Annotated in this window: 21 protein-coding genes; 15 read left to right on the top strand and 6 right to left on the bottom strand. The window is 59.3% G+C overall.

Annotated features, from left to right (window positions below; all coding sequences use genetic code 11):
- On the bottom strand, positions 1–316 hold a 316-nt coding region (locus KGA96_RS25940), incomplete at its 3' end, for a solute carrier family 23 protein (RefSeq protein ID WP_317850358.1).
- Between the two features lie 254 nt (positions 317–570).
- Here KGA96_RS25940 and KGA96_RS25935 point away from each other — a divergent pair.
- On the top strand, positions 571–852 hold the full coding sequence (locus KGA96_RS25935) for a BrnT family toxin (RefSeq protein WP_046038135.1): 282 nt from the start codon (positions 571–573) through the stop codon (positions 850–852).
- A gap of 3 nt (positions 853–855) precedes the next feature.
- Positions 856–1,161, top strand: coding sequence for a BrnA antitoxin family protein (locus KGA96_RS25930; RefSeq protein WP_046038134.1), 306 nt, complete (start codon positions 856–858; stop codon positions 1,159–1,161).
- Positions 1,162–1,216: 55 nt separating this feature from the next.
- Here KGA96_RS25930 and KGA96_RS25925 read toward each other — a convergent pair whose 3' ends face one another.
- Positions 1,217–2,047: an arylamine N-acetyltransferase family protein gene (locus KGA96_RS25925; protein ID WP_046038133.1), complete on the bottom strand. Its 831-nt coding sequence runs from the start codon at positions 2,045–2,047 to the stop codon at positions 1,217–1,219.
- Positions 2,048–2,408: 361 nt separating this feature from the next.
- Between KGA96_RS25925 and KGA96_RS25920 the strand changes: the two genes are divergently transcribed.
- A complete protein-coding gene (locus KGA96_RS25920; RefSeq protein ID WP_046038132.1) occupies positions 2,409–2,735 on the top strand; it encodes a hypothetical protein in 327 nt (108 codons plus the stop codon).
- A gap of 163 nt (positions 2,736–2,898) precedes the next feature.
- On the opposite strand, the gene KGA96_RS25915 is transcribed toward KGA96_RS25920, so the two are convergent.
- On the bottom strand, positions 2,899–4,470 hold the full coding sequence (locus KGA96_RS25915) for a GGDEF domain-containing protein (RefSeq protein WP_046038130.1): 1,572 nt from the start codon (positions 4,468–4,470) through the stop codon (positions 2,899–2,901).
- A gap of 212 nt (positions 4,471–4,682) precedes the next feature.
- Between KGA96_RS25915 and KGA96_RS25910 the strand changes: the two genes are divergently transcribed.
- Positions 4,683–5,150: a hypothetical protein gene (locus tag KGA96_RS25910; protein WP_046038129.1), complete on the top strand. Its 468-nt coding sequence runs from the start codon at positions 4,683–4,685 to the stop codon at positions 5,148–5,150.
- A gap of 143 nt (positions 5,151–5,293) precedes the next feature.
- Here KGA96_RS25910 and KGA96_RS25905 read toward each other — a convergent pair whose 3' ends face one another.
- Positions 5,294–7,051 (bottom strand): murein L,D-transpeptidase, encoded by a 1,758-nt coding sequence (locus KGA96_RS25905; RefSeq protein WP_046038127.1) that lies wholly within the window; start codon positions 7,049–7,051, stop codon positions 5,294–5,296.
- Between the two features lie 81 nt (positions 7,052–7,132).
- Between KGA96_RS25905 and KGA96_RS25900 the strand changes: the two genes are divergently transcribed.
- The 6 genes from KGA96_RS25900 (at position 7,133) to KGA96_RS25875 (ending at position 12,787) form a co-directional block, all read left to right on the top strand.
- Positions 7,133–7,861: a murein L,D-transpeptidase catalytic domain family protein gene (locus tag KGA96_RS25900; RefSeq protein ID WP_046038125.1), complete on the top strand. Its 729-nt coding sequence runs from the start codon at positions 7,133–7,135 to the stop codon at positions 7,859–7,861.
- Between the two features lie 80 nt (positions 7,862–7,941).
- A complete protein-coding gene (locus tag KGA96_RS25895) occupies positions 7,942–9,648 on the top strand; it encodes a copper resistance system multicopper oxidase (RefSeq protein ID WP_223515396.1) in 1,707 nt (568 codons plus the stop codon).
- A 10-nt stretch (positions 9,649–9,658) separates the two neighbouring features.
- Positions 9,659–10,546 (top strand): copper resistance protein B, encoded by an 888-nt coding sequence (locus tag KGA96_RS25890; protein ID WP_223515393.1) that lies wholly within the window; start codon positions 9,659–9,661, stop codon positions 10,544–10,546.
- Between the two features lie 52 nt (positions 10,547–10,598).
- Positions 10,599–10,982 (top strand): copper homeostasis periplasmic binding protein CopC, encoded by a 384-nt coding sequence (gene copC, locus KGA96_RS25885; RefSeq protein WP_223464732.1) that lies wholly within the window; start codon positions 10,599–10,601, stop codon positions 10,980–10,982.
- 3 nt (positions 10,983–10,985) lie between these two features.
- Positions 10,986–11,909: a copper homeostasis membrane protein CopD gene (gene copD, locus KGA96_RS25880; protein WP_223515390.1), complete on the top strand. Its 924-nt coding sequence runs from the start codon at positions 10,986–10,988 to the stop codon at positions 11,907–11,909.
- Positions 11,910–12,025: 116 nt separating this feature from the next.
- Entirely contained in the window at positions 12,026–12,787 is a 762-nt protein-coding gene (locus KGA96_RS25875) for a transporter substrate-binding domain-containing protein (RefSeq protein WP_404942344.1), read from the top strand.
- A 67-nt stretch (positions 12,788–12,854) separates the two neighbouring features.
- Here the strand turns inward: KGA96_RS25875 and KGA96_RS25870 are convergent, their stop codons facing one another.
- Both KGA96_RS25870 and KGA96_RS29685 read right to left on the bottom strand, forming a co-directional pair.
- Entirely contained in the window at positions 12,855–13,073 is a 219-nt protein-coding gene (locus KGA96_RS25870; protein ID WP_223515387.1) for a hypothetical protein, read from the bottom strand.
- A 107-nt stretch (positions 13,074–13,180) separates the two neighbouring features.
- Positions 13,181–13,309 carry a hypothetical protein gene (locus KGA96_RS29685; RefSeq protein ID WP_259674424.1) on the bottom strand — a complete coding sequence of 43 codons (129 nt, stop codon included), beginning with the start codon at positions 13,307–13,309 and terminating at the stop codon, positions 13,181–13,183.
- 416 nt (positions 13,310–13,725) lie between these two features.
- On the opposite strand from KGA96_RS29685, the gene KGA96_RS25865 reads away from it, so the two are divergent.
- From KGA96_RS25865 to KGA96_RS25850, 5 genes are all read left to right on the top strand, one after another.
- Positions 13,726–14,676: a glycosyltransferase family 2 protein gene (locus KGA96_RS25865; RefSeq protein WP_185754737.1), complete on the top strand. Its 951-nt coding sequence runs from the start codon at positions 13,726–13,728 to the stop codon at positions 14,674–14,676.
- Positions 14,677–14,678: 2 nt separating this feature from the next.
- Complete coding sequence (locus KGA96_RS25860; protein WP_223515385.1) at positions 14,679–15,575, top strand: DapH/DapD/GlmU-related protein; 897 nt, start codon at positions 14,679–14,681, stop codon at positions 15,573–15,575.
- Complete coding sequence (locus tag KGA96_RS25855) at positions 15,572–16,201, top strand: hypothetical protein (RefSeq protein ID WP_223515382.1); 630 nt, start codon at positions 15,572–15,574, stop codon at positions 16,199–16,201. Before KGA96_RS25860 ends, KGA96_RS25855 begins: the two co-directional genes overlap by 4 nt.
- 165 nt (positions 16,202–16,366) lie before the next feature.
- Positions 16,367–16,492: a hypothetical protein gene (locus tag KGA96_RS29680; RefSeq protein WP_263287116.1), complete on the top strand. Its 126-nt coding sequence runs from the start codon at positions 16,367–16,369 to the stop codon at positions 16,490–16,492.
- A gap of 2 nt (positions 16,493–16,494) precedes the next feature.
- Positions 16,495–16,731, top strand: a complete 237-nt coding sequence (locus KGA96_RS25850) for an acyl carrier protein (RefSeq protein ID WP_223515379.1) — start codon at positions 16,495–16,497, stop codon at positions 16,729–16,731.
- Positions 16,732–16,740: the final 9 nt, after the last annotated feature.

Raw genomic sequence — 16,740 nt, 5'->3', positions numbered from 1 at the left:
CCCCGCCACTGCTGACAATCGCCACCATGGTCGCGACGCCAGAGAAGGATACGCCCTGTACCAGCGGCAATTGACAACCAAAAAACGGTAAACCCAGGGTTTGCAGCAGTGTTGCCAGCCCCCCCGCAAACAATGAAGCAGCAATCAACAAACCGATGTCCGCCGGCGAGAGCCCGGCCGCCTGGCCGATGATCAATGGCACCGCGACGATACCGCCATACATGGTCAGAACATGTTGCAGGCCATAAGCCATATTCGCGCCGATCCCAAGATTTTCGTCCTCGGGCCGTTGGTGTGAAACATGGGGCGTTTTCATGGAGGGGGTTCCCTGGTTTTTGTTATGCGCACACTGTATGCAAGACACGGGACAAATGTCTATAGAGTTGTATACAACTTATCGGTCACAAAATGGATACTTGTCCATTTCCGCCTGACACCCACCCTCCTGGCCCCGCCAAAAACCTTGAAATACATCCCTCGCCGCCCACCACCGGGTGCTGACTAGTCTTTTGAATTCCTGGCGACCATCGGTAAGGCCCGCCTCTTCTATATACATATAAAGTATGCATAATGAAGTCATTCGAAATTCAGTTCCACAAGGCCAAGAACGCAGCCAACAAACTCAAGCACCAAGGCATCAGCCTCGCCGAGACTGAACCGGTATTCCATGACGAACGAGCTCTGACCATCGAGGACAACCACCATGAGGAACAACGCTGGATCACCCTGGGGCTGGATGCCAAAGGCCGGTTACTGGTTGTCGTGTACACCCACCGCGATCCGGATTTCGTTCGAATCATTTCCGCGCGCGTCGCCACCAAAAGCGAGCGCCGTCAGTATCTGGAGGCATGACCGATGAAAGACGAATACGATTTCAGCAACGCCAGGCGCGGGGCCGTGGTGCCCGCCAAAGGTAAGACCCGCATTACCATCATGCTCGATGACGCTGTCATCGAAGCCGCCCGGGCACTGGCAGAACACGAGGGGTACGGCTACCAGACGGCGATCAACAATACGTTGCGCCGAGCCCTGCTCAACGAAGGCAAAAGCGCGCACCTGAAACAACCCCTCACCCCTGCCGAACTCAAGGGCCTGGAGCAGAAACTGGCAGAGGCCTTGCGCGAAATCCAACGGGTGATGGAGCCGGGTGTCCGGCCCTGAAACACCAAGGGCCGATCAATCGGATCAGCCCATTGTGATGTCCAGGATCAGCCAGCTACTGCGGTGCTGCGATCAATCGTTCCAGCGTCCGCGCCAATTGCGCCTGTTCCGGTACGCGAATGCCGAACTCGCTGCTCAGCAGGCCAATCAACTCTTGAACATCCGCCACCTCCCGCCGCTCGCTGTCATGGCCAACCCGGTGAATCGCGAAGCTGCCGTTGTTGAGCGTGCGCCGCCAGCCCTCCCCGGTGCGCGCCACCATCAACTGCTTGACGAAAGACGACTCGGGGTGGGTCGAGACGTACCAGTTGCCCACAGCGAAATCGATGTCTTCCTGGCGTTGCAGGTCGAAGATGTACATCGCTCGCCACTCGCCCGCGACGTTGGCCCGCAGGGTAAAACCGTCGATGTGGAGGTCGATGCGATACGACTCGTGCGGGGTGGGTTGTTCGGCGCGGGTATCAAGCAATAGGGGCGCGGTCGGCACCATGCCGCCGAAGCCGACGTCGGTGATGTAGCGCACGTCATTGATGATGACCAGGCTCAGGCGATGGGTCCGGGCAGTCCAGGCACCCTCCGGCTGGCCCATCACTACCCGGCCGCTGATGGCACGGGCGTCGAAACCCAAATCCTGAAGCAAGGCCAGGAACAGGTTGTTGAGTTCGTAGCAGTAACCGCCACGACCATCGTGCAAGACCTTCTGCTCGATGGACGGCAAGTCGATCAGCACCGGTTCGCCGGATAACGTGGTGAGGTTTTCAAACGGGAAAACACCGGTATGGCGCAGTTGCAGTTGGCGCAAGGTTTCCAGGATCGGTGCCGGAGGTGCATCGAAACCCAGGCGTCGCAGATACAAGGCTGGGTCGGTCAGGCGTGGCTCGCTCATCGTTCAATCCTTTTGCACGCAAGCGGCGGATTGCTCCGCCAGTGGCCGCTATGTATACGGGATCAAGCACTGTCGCCGACAATTGATTTAGCCAATCGCCTTGTGCGGATAATCAACGCCGCTTGCGCGAACCCGGTTCAATCCAGGTCAGCAGCTTCGGTAGCCGTGCGCGCAGGTTATTGACGTTGAACGAAGCGATCCGCAACTTCTTCCTGAACGGGCACTCCTAAGGATGAGGTGCCTCCCCCACTGCGGCCCAGTGCCGGTTACGGTCAAGTCCGCGCCACTCGTCAACCGGTCGGCACCCACCGCGTGCCCCTTCACACCAACATCAGGTAACGACTCATCCCTGGAGACGACCATGATGAACATCAGAATGACTTCACTGCTCTTGGCCGGATTGTTGTCGGCCACGTCCCTGGCCACCTTTGCGGCGCCCGGCGATGTCCCTGGCGCGCCCGGTACGGCACCCGGCGCAACCCGCAATTCAACCCTGCTGCCTGATAACAACCGACCCAGTGAACCCTCGGGCAACAACAGCAGCAGTCGCGGCCCCAGTTCGTCAAGCGGCACTACCGGCGTCAATGGTCCGGGCAGTGGCGCGGGCGGCGGCACTGGTGCGCCCGGTGGCGGAACCGGCGGTGCTGGCGGCGGGACGGGTAGCTGGACAGGCCAAAGCCGCCAATGACCCGCCGTCATTGGCCGCTTTTTGTCGCCTGAGGCTTACATCGGCTTGACCGCCGGCGGGTTCCATTTGCCATTCAGCGCCTCGGCTTTCGGGCCGTACAGACGCATGGTCAGGTTGAACGGCCGCCGGGCCCGGGAGGCGGACCACCCGCAGCACAAGCACTTCAGCGGTCAGAGCGCATCAAGGCCTCGACACCGCCGGCCATCGACAAGGTTGCCACGCGGTTTCGCCCCGAATGCTTGGCCTGATACAACGCCGCATCCGCCCGCTCGACGAACACGTCCATGCTGTCACGCCCCGACGGCACAAACGAATAGCAACCCAGACTGACCGTCACACAGCCATTGGGCGAGCCAGTGTGACTGATGTGCCTGTCGATGACGCTGCGGCGGATCTGCTCGGCAATCGTCATGGCGCCATGGATGTCGGTGTCCGGTAGCAGCACCGCAAACTCTTCGCCGCCGTAACGCACCGCCAGATCGGCCTTGCGGTGGCAGCAACTCTTCAGCGCGCGCGCCACTTCGGCCAGGCAGTGATCTCCCACCACGTGGCCGTAGGTGTCGTTGTAGCGCTTGAAGTAATCGATATCGAGCATGATCAGGCTCAACGGGCTGGCCTGCCGGGCGCCGCGCCCGAACTCGACGTCCAGCGCCCGCTCGAACAGTCGGCGGTTGGCCAGCCCGGTCAGGCTGTCGTGGGTGGCGATCAGCTCCAGCGCTTGCTGGGCCCTGCGCAAATCCGACTCGACCCGCTCGCCGACACGCACCTGATGCAGGAACACCCACCCGAACAGCCCCACGCCCAGCAACACCAGGGCAACGATGAGGCTGGAGCGAAACGCCGTGTCGTACCAGCCCGCGAGAATGGACTCCGTGGACGACGCAGCGGTGACCACCAGCGGATACCCCTCCAGCTGTCGGTAACCGTACATGCGCGTCACTCCATCGATGATGGACGTGAACATCGCATTGCCGGAGGTGGCCAGTGGCAGGAACTTCTGGAAGATCTCGCTCTGGGCCAGCGATACACCGATCTGCGCTTCTACAAAAGGTCGACGCGCCAACAACGTGCCATCGGTCAGGCCGAGAAACATCGAGCCGTTGTCGTCGAGGCTGAAGCTTTTGAAGAACTGGTCGAAGTACGACATCTTGATGCCGGCCAGCAACACGCCCTGGAAATGCCCGTTCCTGTCGTTGACCCGTTTGGAAATCGGAATGATCCACTCGCCGTTTTCCCGACTGCGGATGGCCGGGCCGATATGCGCCACGGACGATACGTTCTGCTGGTGGTACTTGAAGTACTCGCGATCGGCGACGCCGGGCCCCCGCGGCAGGTTTTCAAACGAGGTCACCACCCACTGGCCCTTCTGGTCGAACAGCAGGATGCCGTGCAACTGATCCAGCGCCAGCACCCGCCGGGCGAAGGTCTGCTGCAAGCGTGGCCGCTGGTCCGGGCCGAAACCGTCGACCTGAATCCAGTCCACCAGGCTGGTCAGCACCAGGTCGGCCTTCATGAAGGTGTCTTCGGCTTGCTGCGCCATGGCCCGCGTCAGGTTCGAAGACGCCACTTGCGCCAGGCTCAGGTCATGGCGACGGGACTGTTCCAGTTGCAGGTAGAGCAAACCGCACAGGCACAGGCACACCGTGGCAATGAACAATACCGCGGCCTTGCGCAACGGTATGCGTTTCAATGCGATGCCAGGGGTGTGGTCCGGGTCGTTAAAGCGCGTGGGCAAAAGTTCATCCTGTCGGGGGCAAGGCGCGGGCAACAACCCAAAGCCCTCAGTCTTTGTGGGCCGTAGTTTACGGGGTTATCCAGGATAAATGGGTGGCCACTTGCCCAGAGGTATCACACCTGCCCGGCCTGAGCGGCAAACATGATCCGGGGCAAGCGCTACCTGTGCGTCAACGAGCTACGATTAGACTGACCTCAAAACAGGGAATCGACATGAGCAAAGCAGACGAGCTCGCCGCAAAATTGAAACAGACACGGCTGACCAGCGCGGATCAGGCGATCGATGGCTGGCCGGGCCAGGTCTACGAACTGTATCAACGGATAGAGGCCTGGCTGCTGCCCTTGACCGAAGCGGGCCTGGTCCTGCGGCGCAACCCCACCCACGTGTTCGAGAGTCACCCCGATGGCGACGCTTACGACTACGCCATCGACCAGTTGGTGATCACCGGCAACGAACACAGCATTACCTTTGACCCGGTTGCACGCTTCACCGCCGATGGCGAGGGGCGGGTCGAGATCCACACGACAGGCAACGAACTCGCCCTGTTGCGCACCGTGGACGAACACGGTGAAACACACTGGTGGCTACAAACGATCGAGCAGGCCACCGCGCAGCTGGATGCGGTGGCGCTGACGGAAACCGATCTGCTTGTCGTGGTGCAACAAGGGTTGGCGCTTTAGGGGATTAGCTGAATGCCAGTCTATCGAGTGCCACAAATCCTGTAGGAGCGAGCCTGCTCGCGATAGCGGACTGTCGGTCACATCACTTCTGAATGTGCCTCCCTCATCGCGAGCAGGCTCACTCCTACAGTGTCCGGGTTTGGTCATTGCTGTTGGTTCTGCCCCGTCACCACCAGCGGTATCTCTACGCGACGCAAGTCCAGGGCTGGCAACTTCGCAGGCTGACTCAAGCCCTGCAGCACCCTGGCATCGTAATCATAAATGTCGGGCTTAAACGTCACCCGTCCGTCATTGCTCAGGTCCACGGTCCAATAGGCCAACAGCACCGGCACTTTCACCGGCAGCAGGATGTTCTCGGTCCGGCCATTGGCCAACTGCTTCTGAATGCCGGCGCTGTTCCAGCGCACTGGGTCGTTGAACAACAGTTCGACCAGTTGCAGCGGGTTTTCCACGCGGATGCAGCCTGAACTGGTGGCCCGGACCGTTTTGGCAAACAGTTCGCGGTGCGGCGTGTCATGCAGGTAAATCGCATAGTCGTTGGGGAAACGGATCACCACCTGCCCCAGCGAACTGTCGGGGCCGGCATCCTGACGCAGGTGAATGCCCCGCGGATTGCTCCAGTCAACGTCCGACGGATCGAGCACATTGCCTTCGCGGTCAAGCACGCGAATCCGGTTGGCCGCCAGATAACCCGGATCGTTCTGGACTTTCGGAATCACGTCCTGCTTGAGGATGGTCGGCGGCACGGTCCAGGTCGGGTTGAACGTGATGTAGGTGATTTCGGCCTGGAACACTGGCGTACTGCGCACCGGTTTACCGACCTGCACCCGTGAATGCCAGATCGGCAGACCGTCGCGGTACATCGCCACCTTGTAGCCGGCGATATCGACGATCACGAAGGTTCCCTGAAGCTTGTACAACAGCCACCGGGCGCGCTCCATGTTGACCCGCACCTGATCGATCCGCGCCTCGACCGGCACGTTCAGTGCCGCCAGCGTCGCCGCCCCCGCCACGCCATCGGCCCCCAGGTATTGCTCGGTCTGATACCTCTTCACCGCGGCAATGACCTTGTCGTCGTAACCGGCCTTTTTCGACAGGTGCGGGTCCAGGTAACCGCCCACCACCAGACGCGCACGCAATTGTGTGACCGCCACCCCGTCCATGCCGGGCTTGAGCGATTGACCTTCGATGACTTTCGGCCAGCCACCCGCGTCCCGGACCTGGCGCAACCGGGCCAGGCCTTCACGCAAATTGCGGTAAATCATTTCCTGAGGCGGCGCATCGGCGAATGCACGCGCCACGTCATGGGCATCGAGGGCGGCAAACAGGTTGTTCATGTCCTCCCGGGCATCACCGCCAGCCGGATCGAAATTCCAGTGAATGTCCAAGCGCGCCGGATCGACCTTGCCCCGCCGCAGTTGCAGCAGCGCGGTGATGAAGGTGCGGGTGGCCGCCATGTCGAACATCGCCCGTTGCGCCGTGGAAGGCATGGCGGCCACCAGCGATTCATGGGCCTGGGCCAGTTCGGAGATACGGAAATCCGCCGGATTCAGGCCGTCGATACGGGTGTCTTCGAGGCTCTTGAGCAATTGCGCCACGTCACGATCGTCCGTCCACGCGGCGCGATAGTTGCGATGCATATAGAAATCCAGCACCACCCGGCTGACATCGACACGCTGATGACGCCTGGAGGTGAGCAGCGGCGGAAAAGCCGACCGCAGCGGTTCTAGCGTCGCCTGAATCGCTTGGCCGACTGCGTCGTCGGGCGCCGCGGCATCATTTGCGCTGCTTGCCGCAGATACCGGCTCAATCGGCGAAGTTTGCCCAAACGCCGCACCGCTGATCAGAAAGCCCATAAAAAACATGCGGCTTATGACGAATGACCTTGTTAATTGCACCATGGATAATCCTTAATCCTCCGTTTCAAACGGCTAGCTTTCCACTCGCTGCTAGACTCGAAATTATCATGATGAGACCCGACTATGGCGCTAAACCGCTTTGGCCTTTTATTTGCCATTTTACTGACGTGCCTTTCAGTAACGTCAGCCTACGCCGATTCGCTTGAAAACGCGCTGGTCAAAGCAGCACCCGGCGCCGACGCCAAAGTGATTGCCCTGGCCGTTCGCGCCACCCAATGCAGCCGTGCCCAAGGTGTTGCCCCCGCCCAAAGACTGGCGGTGATCGATTACTCGCTGCCCTCGACCGAACAACGCCTGTGGGTCTTCGATCTTAAGCGGCGCAAGTTGCTGTTTCACGAACTGGTCGCCCATGGCCGCAACAGCGGTGAAAACATGGCCACGCTGTTCTCCAACCGCAACGAAAGCCACGCCACCAGCCTCGGCCTGTTCCGCACCCAGCAAAGCTACCTCGGCCAGAACGGTTACTCGTTGCGCATGGAAGGCCTGGAGCCCGGCTTCAACGATAACGCCTTTGACCGGGCCATCGTCATTCACGGCGCGCCCTATGTCAGCCCGGTGCTGGCCCGCGCCAATGGCCGCATCGGCCGCAGCCTGGGATGCCCGGCCGTCAGGCCTGCAATTGCCCATCGGCTGATCGATTCGATGAAGGACGGGCAGTTGTTGTTTTCCTACTACCCGGACCAACGCTGGCTGAAGTCGTCTTCCTACATCAACTGCGGCGGCGACACCGTGGCCTCAAGGGAAAAGTCCACTTCAAGCCAGAAAGCGACGCCCAACCTGTCAAAACTGTAATCCCCGCCTCAGCCTGCTGAAAGGCACCGCCCGCTAGCCTCGTCGACAAGTTCAACAGGCTGACGGGCGGAACACACGGCATGCACTCCCACACTTCAAGACGCACCTTCGTCAAAGGCCTGGCCATCGGCGGGCTCTGCGGCGGCCTCGGGTTATGGCGCACGCCGGTCTGGGCGATCAGCAGCCCCGGCGAACCCCAGGTGTTGGCCGGTAATGATTTCGAGCTGTTCATCGGCGAATCCCCGGTCAACTACAGCGGCAGCCCGCGCACCGCGATGACCATCAACGGTGGCATCCCCGGCCCAATGCTGCGCTGGCGTGAAGGCGATACGGTGACGCTGCGGGTGCGCAACAGACTCAAGGACAGCACCTCCATTCACTGGCACGGCATCTTGCTGCCGGCCAACATGGACGGCGTGCCGGGGCTGAGCTTCAAGGGCATCGAGCCGGGCGGCATGTACGTCTACCAGTTCATCGTGCGCCAGAACGGTACCTACTGGTATCACAGCCATTCGGGGTTTCAGGAGCAATCTGGCGTCTACGGCCCGCTGGTGATCGACGCCAAAGACCCGGAGCCGTTCCAGTACGACCGCGACTACGTGGTGATGCTCAGCGACTGGACCGACGAAGACCCGGTCGGCCTGATGAAGACCCTGAAAAAACAGTCCGATTACTACAACTTCAACAAACGCACCGTGGGCGACTTCATCCACGACGTCAGCGAAAAAGGCTGGGGGCCGACCGTCGCCGATCGAAAGATGTGGGCCGAGATGAAGATGAACCCCACCGACCTGGCGGACGTCGGCGGCGCCACTTACACCTACCTGTTGAACGGCCAGGCGCCGGATTCGAACTGGACCGGAGTGTTCCGCCCGGGGGAAAAGCTGCGGCTGCGCTTCATCAACGGCTCGGCCATGACCTACTTCGACGTGCGCATCCCCGGCCTGAAAATGACCGTGGTCGCCGCCGATGGCCTGCACGTCAAACCGGTGAGCGTCGACGAGTTTCGCATCGCCGTGGCCGAAACCTTCGACGTTATCGTCGAGCCGACCGAAGCGGCCTACACCCTGTTCGCCCAGGCGATGGATCGCACCGGATACGCACGGGGCACCCTGGCGGTGAAAGCGGGACAGGTTGCGCCGCTGCCGCCACTGGACCCGCGCCCCTTGGTGACCATGGATGACATGGGCATGGGCGGCATGGACCACGGCAGCATGGCGGGCATGGATCACAGCAACATGGCCATGGGCGACATGCCCGGTATGCAGTCCCACCCGGCCTCGGAAACCGACAACCCGCTGGTGGACATGCAAGCCATGTCCACCTCACCGAAACTCGACGACCCCGGCATGGGCCTGCGCAACAACGGTCGTCGCGTGCTCACCTATTCCGACCTGCGCAGCACCTTCGAAGACCCGGACGGCCGCGAGCCTGGCCGCACCATCGAGTTGCACCTGACCGGTCACATGGAAAAATTCGCCTGGTCGTTCAACGGCGTGAAGTTCTCTGATGCCGAGCCCCTGCGCCTCAAGTACGGCGAGCGGCTGCGAATCGTCCTGGTCAACGACACGATGATGATGCACCCCATCCACCTGCACGGAATGTGGAGCGACCTCGAAGACGAGAACGGCCAGTTCATGGTGCGCAAACACACCATCGACATGCCACCCGGCTCCCGGCGCAGCTATCGGGTCACGGCCGATGCGCTCGGCCGTTGGGCCTATCACTGCCATCTCCTGTACCACATGGAAATGGGCATGTTCCGTGAAGTTCGCGTGGAAGAATGAGGCGCACCCCATGATTCGATTCACCCCGTTTTTTTTCGCACTCGCGACCTCGACGGCGATGGCCGCCAGCGATGACATGCAAGGCATGGATCACAGCCAGATGGACCACGGCCAAATGCAAGGCATGGTCGAAGGTCAGATGCAAGGCATGGACGACGGCCAGATGCAGCCCGCCGCGCCTAGCGAAAGCCGCACGCCGATCCCGGTGCTGACCGATGCCGATCGCGCGGCGGTGTATGCCGATCCCGCCGGTCACCACGTACATGACAGCACGCTCAATTCATTCTTCCTCGCCGACAAACTGGAATGGCAGGACGCCGATGACGGCAGCACCCTGGCCTGGGATTTGTCCGGCTGGGTCGGCGGCGACATCGATCGCCTGTGGCTGCGCTCCGAAGGCGAGCGCACCAACGGCGTGACCGAGGACGCGGAAATCCAGGCCCTGTGGGGCCACGCCATTTCCCCGTGGTGGGACGTCGCCAGCGGCGTGCGCCAGGACTTCAAACCCGGCGCCCCGCAAACCTGGGCCGCGTTCGGCGTGCAGGGCATGGCGCTGTACAACTTCGAAGCCGAAGCCACGGCCTTCATCGGCGAAGGCGGCCAGAGCGCCGTGCGGCTGGAGGGCGACTACGACATCCTGCTGACCAATCGGCTGATCCTGCAGCCGACCGTCGAACTCAATGCCTACGGCAAAAACGATCCGCAACGGGGCATCGGCGCAGGGCTGTCCAACACCGAGGCGGGTTTGCGCCTGCGCTATGAAATCCGCCGGGAATTCGCGCCCTACCTCGGCGTGACCTGGAACCGCACCTACGGCAACACCGCCGACTATGCCAACGACGAAGGCGAGGACCGCAGCGAAACCCGCCTCGTGCTCGGTATTCGGATGTGGTTCTGAACAGACTCACCCAAAACCAACAACAACCGCCTCGAGCGGTAAAGGACCTTGCATGCGCATCATCAAACCCACCGCCGTCGCAATCGCGTTGCTCAGCGGCCTGCTTGTTAGCACCCTCGCTCCAGCACACCCCAAACTGCTCGCCTCCACCCCAACGGAAGGCACAGAAGGTGCGCCACCCGACAAGATCGAACTGCACTTTTCCGAAAACCTCGTCACCCAGTTTTCCGGCGCCAAACTGCTGATGACCGAAATGGCCGGCATGGCCCACGCCCCGATGCCGGTCAAGGCCAAAGTCAGCGGCGGCAGTGACCCGAAGAGCATGTTCATCACCCCGACAACACCCCTGACTGCCGGCACCTACAAGGTCGAATGGCGCGCGGTGTCCTCGGACACCCACCCGATTACCGGTAACGTCACCTTCAAAGTGAAATGATCGATGAGCGACTCGGCCAACGTCGTGCTGCGGTTTGTGTTGTATGTGGATTTGATGCTGTTGTTTGGCGTGGCGCTGTTCGGGCTCTACAGCTTCAAGGGACAGGAACGGTTATCCGGGACGGTGCTGCCCTTTCGCCGATTGTTGACGGCAACAGCCGGACTCGGCGCCCTGCTGTCCGTCGCCGGCATGGTGCTGATGGTCCGCGCCATGAGCGGCGAATCAGACGTTACCGAGTTGCGCCCTCACCTCGAAATGATGCTGTTCGAGACAGATGTCGGGTTGGCCTGGGCCGTGCGGATGATTGCATTTGCGGTCGCGGGATTGGCGTTGATGCTCAACCCACGCGCACCCGGTATCAGCCTGGTGATCGCCTCCGTTGCCGGCGGCATCACCCTCGCCAGTTTGGCCTGGAGCGGGCATGGCGCCATGGACGAAGGCAGTCGCCGTTTCTGGCACTTTACTGCGGACATCCTGCACCTGTTGGCGGCCGGCGCCTGGCTCGGCGCGTTGCTGGCGTTTGCCTTGATGGCGCAACCCAGGGCCCTGCAAACCGAAACACAGATACGGTTGCTGGCTCGCGCAGTCATGCGATTTGAGCTTGTCGGTGCGCTGGTCGTTGTGATCATCACCGTGACCGGCGTGGTGAACTACCTGTTCATCGTCGGGCCCAAACTCGATGAGGTTTTACTCAGCCACTACGGAATTCTGCTGGCGATCAAAGTGCTGCTGTTTGCCGGGATGCTGGTGTTGGCGGCGTTGAACCGCTTTCATCTTGGCCCCTTGCTGGAGCGGTCGTTGCGGGAGGGCCAATATCGCGTGGCGGCCCATGCACTTCGGCGTAGTGTGGTGGTGGAAATGGCCGCGGCGGTATTGATTGTGGGGTTGGTGGCGTGGTTGGGGACGTTGAGCCCGGAAGTGGAATGAGCAATTTTCAAGGGGCGTTGATTTTTCACACCAGTGAAAGTTTCACTACACTCTCTGCTTCAAAACCACTCCAGCACAAAAGCCCGACAACAATGACGAAAATCAAAAGAGCAATGATGCTCGGCGGCTTGCTCGCACTCTCCCTTGGGGCCCAGGCAGAACCTTCGCATCTGGACAGCGTCATGCAACAGGGACAACTGCGCGTCTGCACCACCGGCGACTACAAGCCCTACACCCTCAAAGCCGAGGACGGCGAATATTCCGGCATCGACATCGCCATGGCCCGCGCCCTGGCCGACAGCCTTGGCGTCAAGGTCGAGTGGGTGCCCACCACCTGGAAAACCCTGATGCCCGACATGCTCGCCGGCAAGTGCGACATCGCCATGGGCGGCATCTCGGTCACCCTGGAACGGCAGAAAAAAGCCTTCTTCAGCAGTATCCTCGACGTCGACGGCAAAATCCCCCTGGTGCGCTGCGAAGAACAGGCGCGGTACCAGACCGTCGAACAGATCAACCAACCCTCGGTTCGCCTGGTCGAACCCGCCGGCGGCACCAACGAAGCGTTCGTCCACGCCTACCTGCCCAAGGCCCAATTGCAACTGCACGACAACGTGAGCATCTTTCAGGAACTGCTGGATAAAAAAGCCGACGTGATGATCACCGACGCATCGGAGGCGCTGTACCAGCAGAAGCTCAAACCGGGCCTGTGCGCGGTCAACCCCACGCACTACATGCAATACGGCGAAAAAGCCTACCTGCTGCCCCGCGACGACATCACCTGGAAGCTGTACGTCGATCAATGGCTGCACCTGGCCAAGGCGACAGGCAACTACCAGAAGATTCTGCGCCAGTGGCTGGCGGTGCCTGACGCCAAGTAACGGATCGTTTTTTCGCACAAAAAAGGGCGCCCCCAAAGGAGCGCCCTTCTTCATTGCGGAGCGCGTATCAGTCGTCGTGCAGCAAACCTGAACCGTATTCGCCAAAGCTATTGCCGAGCGCGCTGCCGTGGAAATTCATTTTGTCGGGGTTGCTGGTAGGCCCCGGGCCGAAGCCGGCAGGTTGCACGGAGTCGACCGAATAATCGCTGTGGGTGTTCACACCCGAACAGGCGCTCAACAACAAAGCACCGGCCATCAGCGAGACTTTGACGAGGTTTGCGATCATTTTTTGATTCCTGTGGGTTGAGGCGCGGGGGGACATGACCTTTGGCGGACATCCTATTCCTCGGTTGTGCCTGACAACATGAAACTTTAGGGGGTGACAGCGTTGGTTCAGAAACCGTGCGCACCTGGCGATCTCTCACACCCACTGCCTTGTGGATCGACATTGTCCAATGCTCGATTCACCAACAACTCTTCCACCACCGCCAGTTGCTGAATCGACAGCGCCAGACCAGACATGAAAAAACGCCTGCTTAAATTTTTTCAGGGGGGGGTAATCAGACCACTACACCCCCGAACAGATTGAAAACGAGAGGCAAAGTTTCCAGCACCGTGACACCTTTCCCCCCATAGCTTAAAATCCGCGGCTTCAACCGACCAATCAACATGCTTCGTTCGGTGCCCTGTCCACAGTTGTCCGACGCCTGGCTGCTGGTAGAGCCTGATGGTCCACCTTGCATGAGCAGTAATGTTGTTCATGTGTTCGGTGACCGGCTCCCTGAGGATTACCAATCGGATGGCATATAGCATACCCTCCCCCCCTCTGCGCGCGATGCCAAGTAGCAAACAACAACTCTACGAGCCTGCAAAATCCAGGCAGGACCCGTTAGCAGCATGCGTCATCGCACAACCGAATGATCAGGATGAGGCTCAAGGTGATTAATAAAACCGTCTCAGTAAGCTTGGTGGTACCCGTTTATAAAAGCGCAAGTACGCTCCCGCAATTTTACGAGCGTGCGCGCGCAACTCTTGATCAGATTTGCGACGACTGGGAGATTATTCTTGTCGATGACGCGAGCCCGGACCAGACGTGGCTTGCCGCTCTGGCACTTCACGAACAAGACCGCAGAGTCAAAGTCGTTCGCTTCGCGAAGAACAAGGGACAACAACACGCTACGCTGTGCGGCATCGGCTATGCCGGCAAACGCTATGTCGTGACAATCGACGATGACCTGCAGTGCTTCCCCGAAGACCTCCCACTGTTTATTGATCAACTTCAAGCTGGCAAGCATGTCGTCATCGGTAAGATCCCAATGGCTGAAAAACAACACAGCGCCTGGCGCAACATGGCTTCGCGCATCAACCAGAAACTGGTTAGCAAGGTCATGGGCAAACCGACCGGTTTCAGCCTCTCGAGCTACAGGGCCATGAGTCAACAGGTGGCAAGACAGCTCGTCAGATATCAGGGTTCACACCCACATATCGCCGCGATGCTTTTTAATTCGGTGCCCGTCAGCATGATGGCGAACGTGAGTATTCGCCACGCGCCACGCGCCGATGGCGGCCCGAGCACTTACACCCTTGGCAAGATGTTCAAAACGCTTTCGTTCCTTATCGTCAATTACTCCCTGTTGCCACTTCGCTACGTGTCGATCTGGGGCTTTCTGGTCAGCGCGTCGAGCATTTTTTTCGCTATGTATGTTCTGCTGCGCACCCTCCTGACCGATCATGTAGTGCCAGGCTGGGCGTCGCTGGCGATCCTGCTGTCATTCCTCGCCGGTAACATCCTTCTGGCCCTGGGTGTGCAAGGCGAGTACCTCGGACGACTGGTCGAAAATGCAACCCACCTTAGTCAATTCCCCATTATTGAAGAGCATGTGGAGTAATGATGACATCCGCTTACCGCGTCGTGGATTATTTCCCTGCTGAACACATTTTGAACGATGGGGTCTTTGCACACCTCGACGAAATCGATGCGCAAACACCAGGCGCACTGGTCTACTGTCAGAACTTGCACTATTTGCAAAAAGCCCTGGCCTCACCCAACGTCGCGTGTGTCCTGTGCCCCGAAAGTTTAAAAAATGAAGAATTAGCGTCTGAAAAATCAATTGTATTCTGTGCCGACCCACGCACCTCTTTTTTCCACCTCTACAACCGGTTGGGTGAAGATGCAAAGTACGCAACGGCGCAAACACCGACCATCGGCGAAAATTGCACGCTGCACCCCAGCGCGGTTATCTCGCCACGGGCCACACTGGGTAACAATGTCGAAATTTCAGCAAATGTGGTGATCGAAGGCCCTGTCGAGATCGGGGACAATGTCTACATCGGTTCAAATGCAGTGTTAGGCGCCGAGGGCTTGATCACGCTACGCAACGACAACGGCACGCTGATGGTGGTCAAACATCAGGGCGGTGTACGCATTGAATCGGGTTGCCAGATACTTGCCGGCGCTGTAATCGCCAGGTCCTTGTTCCAGCAGCCGACAACCATCAGAGAAAATTGCCAGATCGGCATCATGACCAATGTTGGTCATGGCGCCGTGATTGGCAAGAACTCGGTAATTTCTGGCAACACCGTTGTTGCAGGACGCACACGCCTGGGGGCCGGAGCATGGGTCGGTGCCTCTTGCTCCATCGCACAGGGCCTTGTGATTGGCGACGCAGTACAAATAAAAATGGGCTCGGTTGTCATTGGCGACATCGCGCCAAACAGCGTCGTTTCTGGAAACTTCGCAATCAATCACAGGGCTAACATGACAGCTCACCTCAGGAAACAAAAGTGACGCACTTCATCGAGCTATCACTGGGATTCAAGGGCGAACGAACCTACATACACGGGTCCGACATGCTCAATGCCACGATGCAGGCCATCACTCGCCACGCGCCGCACGCAAGGATCGAAAAGCTGGACTTCAGAATCAGTAGAATGACCAGACATCTACTCACCTGTCACTGGTGGCCGAGAGCAACCCCTCGATCATTGCCGGGTGAGGCTGTCGCTACCTTCACCTTTCAACTCGACGGTATTGATCATGAAGGCAAATTGATTCAAGGCGAAGGTTGCGCCGATACACGACGTGCTTACAACGAGTCGCTGGTTGAAAAACAATGTGTTTTCACACCCGCCCATCGGTCAGTGAGCCTGACGACCATGCCAGATGACTTCTCTCCGATCGAAGTGCTGGTATCCATGAACAAGGCACTGCATCTCAAGGAATTGAGCATACCCAGTGGCAGCCAGTGGGTTTTCTGTCGCTGGGAAAGCCCGGAGTGGCCGCCGTGTTTTGACTTGAGCGGGGTTAGGCTGTCACTTGAGCAGACGCTGGGCACTCGATTGACCCGTAGTCGCATTGAGCTCAATGCAGAACATATCGGTACGCTCTACTTCAGCGCCCTCAAAGTCGAATAGCTTACCGCTAGCATACGAACCTTGTAGTCAGGCGTGGTGCCAGTTCAGCGAGGCTTGTGGCCCGAAGATCAACACAACACGCCTCTCTCGGCAGCTGCTAATGTGCGACATCTTTTTGAAGCAGGCAACGGAGCAGGCCCCCTCTGTTGCAAGGAGTGTGGCAACATGACCACCGTTCAGCTCAGTAGCCTGCAGACGACCTCGTCAACTGCCAGCAATGCCACTAAGCTCCCCCCGCAGTACAAACGTACCGGCCGGGGCAACTTCAACACCTATACGATGAAATACTAACTATGCCTCAGACAAAAGAACAACTTATCAACATCATTTCCCAGGCTGATGTTGTAGCAGATGCCTCAACGCTACGCGACAATATCAACCTGAGCGACCAGGGTGTTGACTCGCTCGGCATGTTCAATATCATTCTGTCTATCCAGGATCACTACGCCATCGAAATACCTGACGAGGATATTGAAGGCCTTAATACCATCAATGACCTGGCCGACTACATAAAATCAAAACAGCAATAACCGACATCC

The sequence above is a fragment of the Pseudomonas sp. GL-R-26 genome (assembly GCF_019947365.1).
Taxonomy (GTDB): domain Bacteria; phylum Pseudomonadota; class Gammaproteobacteria; order Pseudomonadales; family Pseudomonadaceae; genus Aquipseudomonas.
This window is presented reverse-complemented; position numbering and strand designations above follow the sequence as displayed.

What these genes read in the sequence shown, in the direction of transcription:
- KGA96_RS25935 (WP_046038135.1), top strand. Translation starts at nt 571, where the DNA reads ATGAAGTCATTCGAAATTCAGTTCCACAAGGCCAAGAACGCAGCCAAC.
- KGA96_RS25930 (WP_046038134.1), top strand. Translation starts at nt 856, where the DNA reads ATGAAAGACGAATACGATTTCAGCAACGCCAGGCGCGGGGCCGTGGTG.
- KGA96_RS25925 (WP_046038133.1), bottom strand. Translation starts at nt 2,047, where the DNA reads ATGAGCGAGCCACGCCTGACCGACCCAGCCTTGTATCTGCGACGCCTG.
- KGA96_RS25920 (WP_046038132.1), top strand. Translation starts at nt 2,409, where the DNA reads ATGATGAACATCAGAATGACTTCACTGCTCTTGGCCGGATTGTTGTCG.
- KGA96_RS25910 (WP_046038129.1), top strand. Translation starts at nt 4,683, where the DNA reads ATGAGCAAAGCAGACGAGCTCGCCGCAAAATTGAAACAGACACGGCTG.
- KGA96_RS25905 (WP_046038127.1), bottom strand. Translation starts at nt 7,051, where the DNA reads ATGGTGCAATTAACAAGGTCATTCGTCATAAGCCGCATGTTTTTTATG.
- KGA96_RS25900 (WP_046038125.1), top strand. Translation starts at nt 7,133, where the DNA reads ATGGCGCTAAACCGCTTTGGCCTTTTATTTGCCATTTTACTGACGTGC.
- KGA96_RS25895 (WP_223515396.1), top strand. Translation starts at nt 7,942, where the DNA reads ATGCACTCCCACACTTCAAGACGCACCTTCGTCAAAGGCCTGGCCATC.
- KGA96_RS25890 (WP_223515393.1), top strand. Translation starts at nt 9,659, where the DNA reads ATGATTCGATTCACCCCGTTTTTTTTCGCACTCGCGACCTCGACGGCG.
- copC (WP_223464732.1), top strand. Translation starts at nt 10,599, where the DNA reads ATGCGCATCATCAAACCCACCGCCGTCGCAATCGCGTTGCTCAGCGGC.
- copD (WP_223515390.1), top strand. Translation starts at nt 10,986, where the DNA reads ATGAGCGACTCGGCCAACGTCGTGCTGCGGTTTGTGTTGTATGTGGAT.
- KGA96_RS25875 (WP_404942344.1), top strand. Translation starts at nt 12,026, where the DNA reads ATGCTCGGCGGCTTGCTCGCACTCTCCCTTGGGGCCCAGGCAGAACCT.
- KGA96_RS25870 (WP_223515387.1), bottom strand. Translation starts at nt 13,073, where the DNA reads ATGATCGCAAACCTCGTCAAAGTCTCGCTGATGGCCGGTGCTTTGTTG.
- KGA96_RS29685 (WP_259674424.1), bottom strand. Translation starts at nt 13,309, where the DNA reads ATGTCTGGTCTGGCGCTGTCGATTCAGCAACTGGCGGTGGTGGAAGAG.
- KGA96_RS25860 (WP_223515385.1), top strand. Translation starts at nt 14,679, where the DNA reads ATGACATCCGCTTACCGCGTCGTGGATTATTTCCCTGCTGAACACATT.
- KGA96_RS29680 (WP_263287116.1), top strand. Translation starts at nt 16,367, where the DNA reads ATGACCACCGTTCAGCTCAGTAGCCTGCAGACGACCTCGTCAACTGCC.
- KGA96_RS25850 (WP_223515379.1), top strand. Translation starts at nt 16,495, where the DNA reads ATGCCTCAGACAAAAGAACAACTTATCAACATCATTTCCCAGGCTGAT.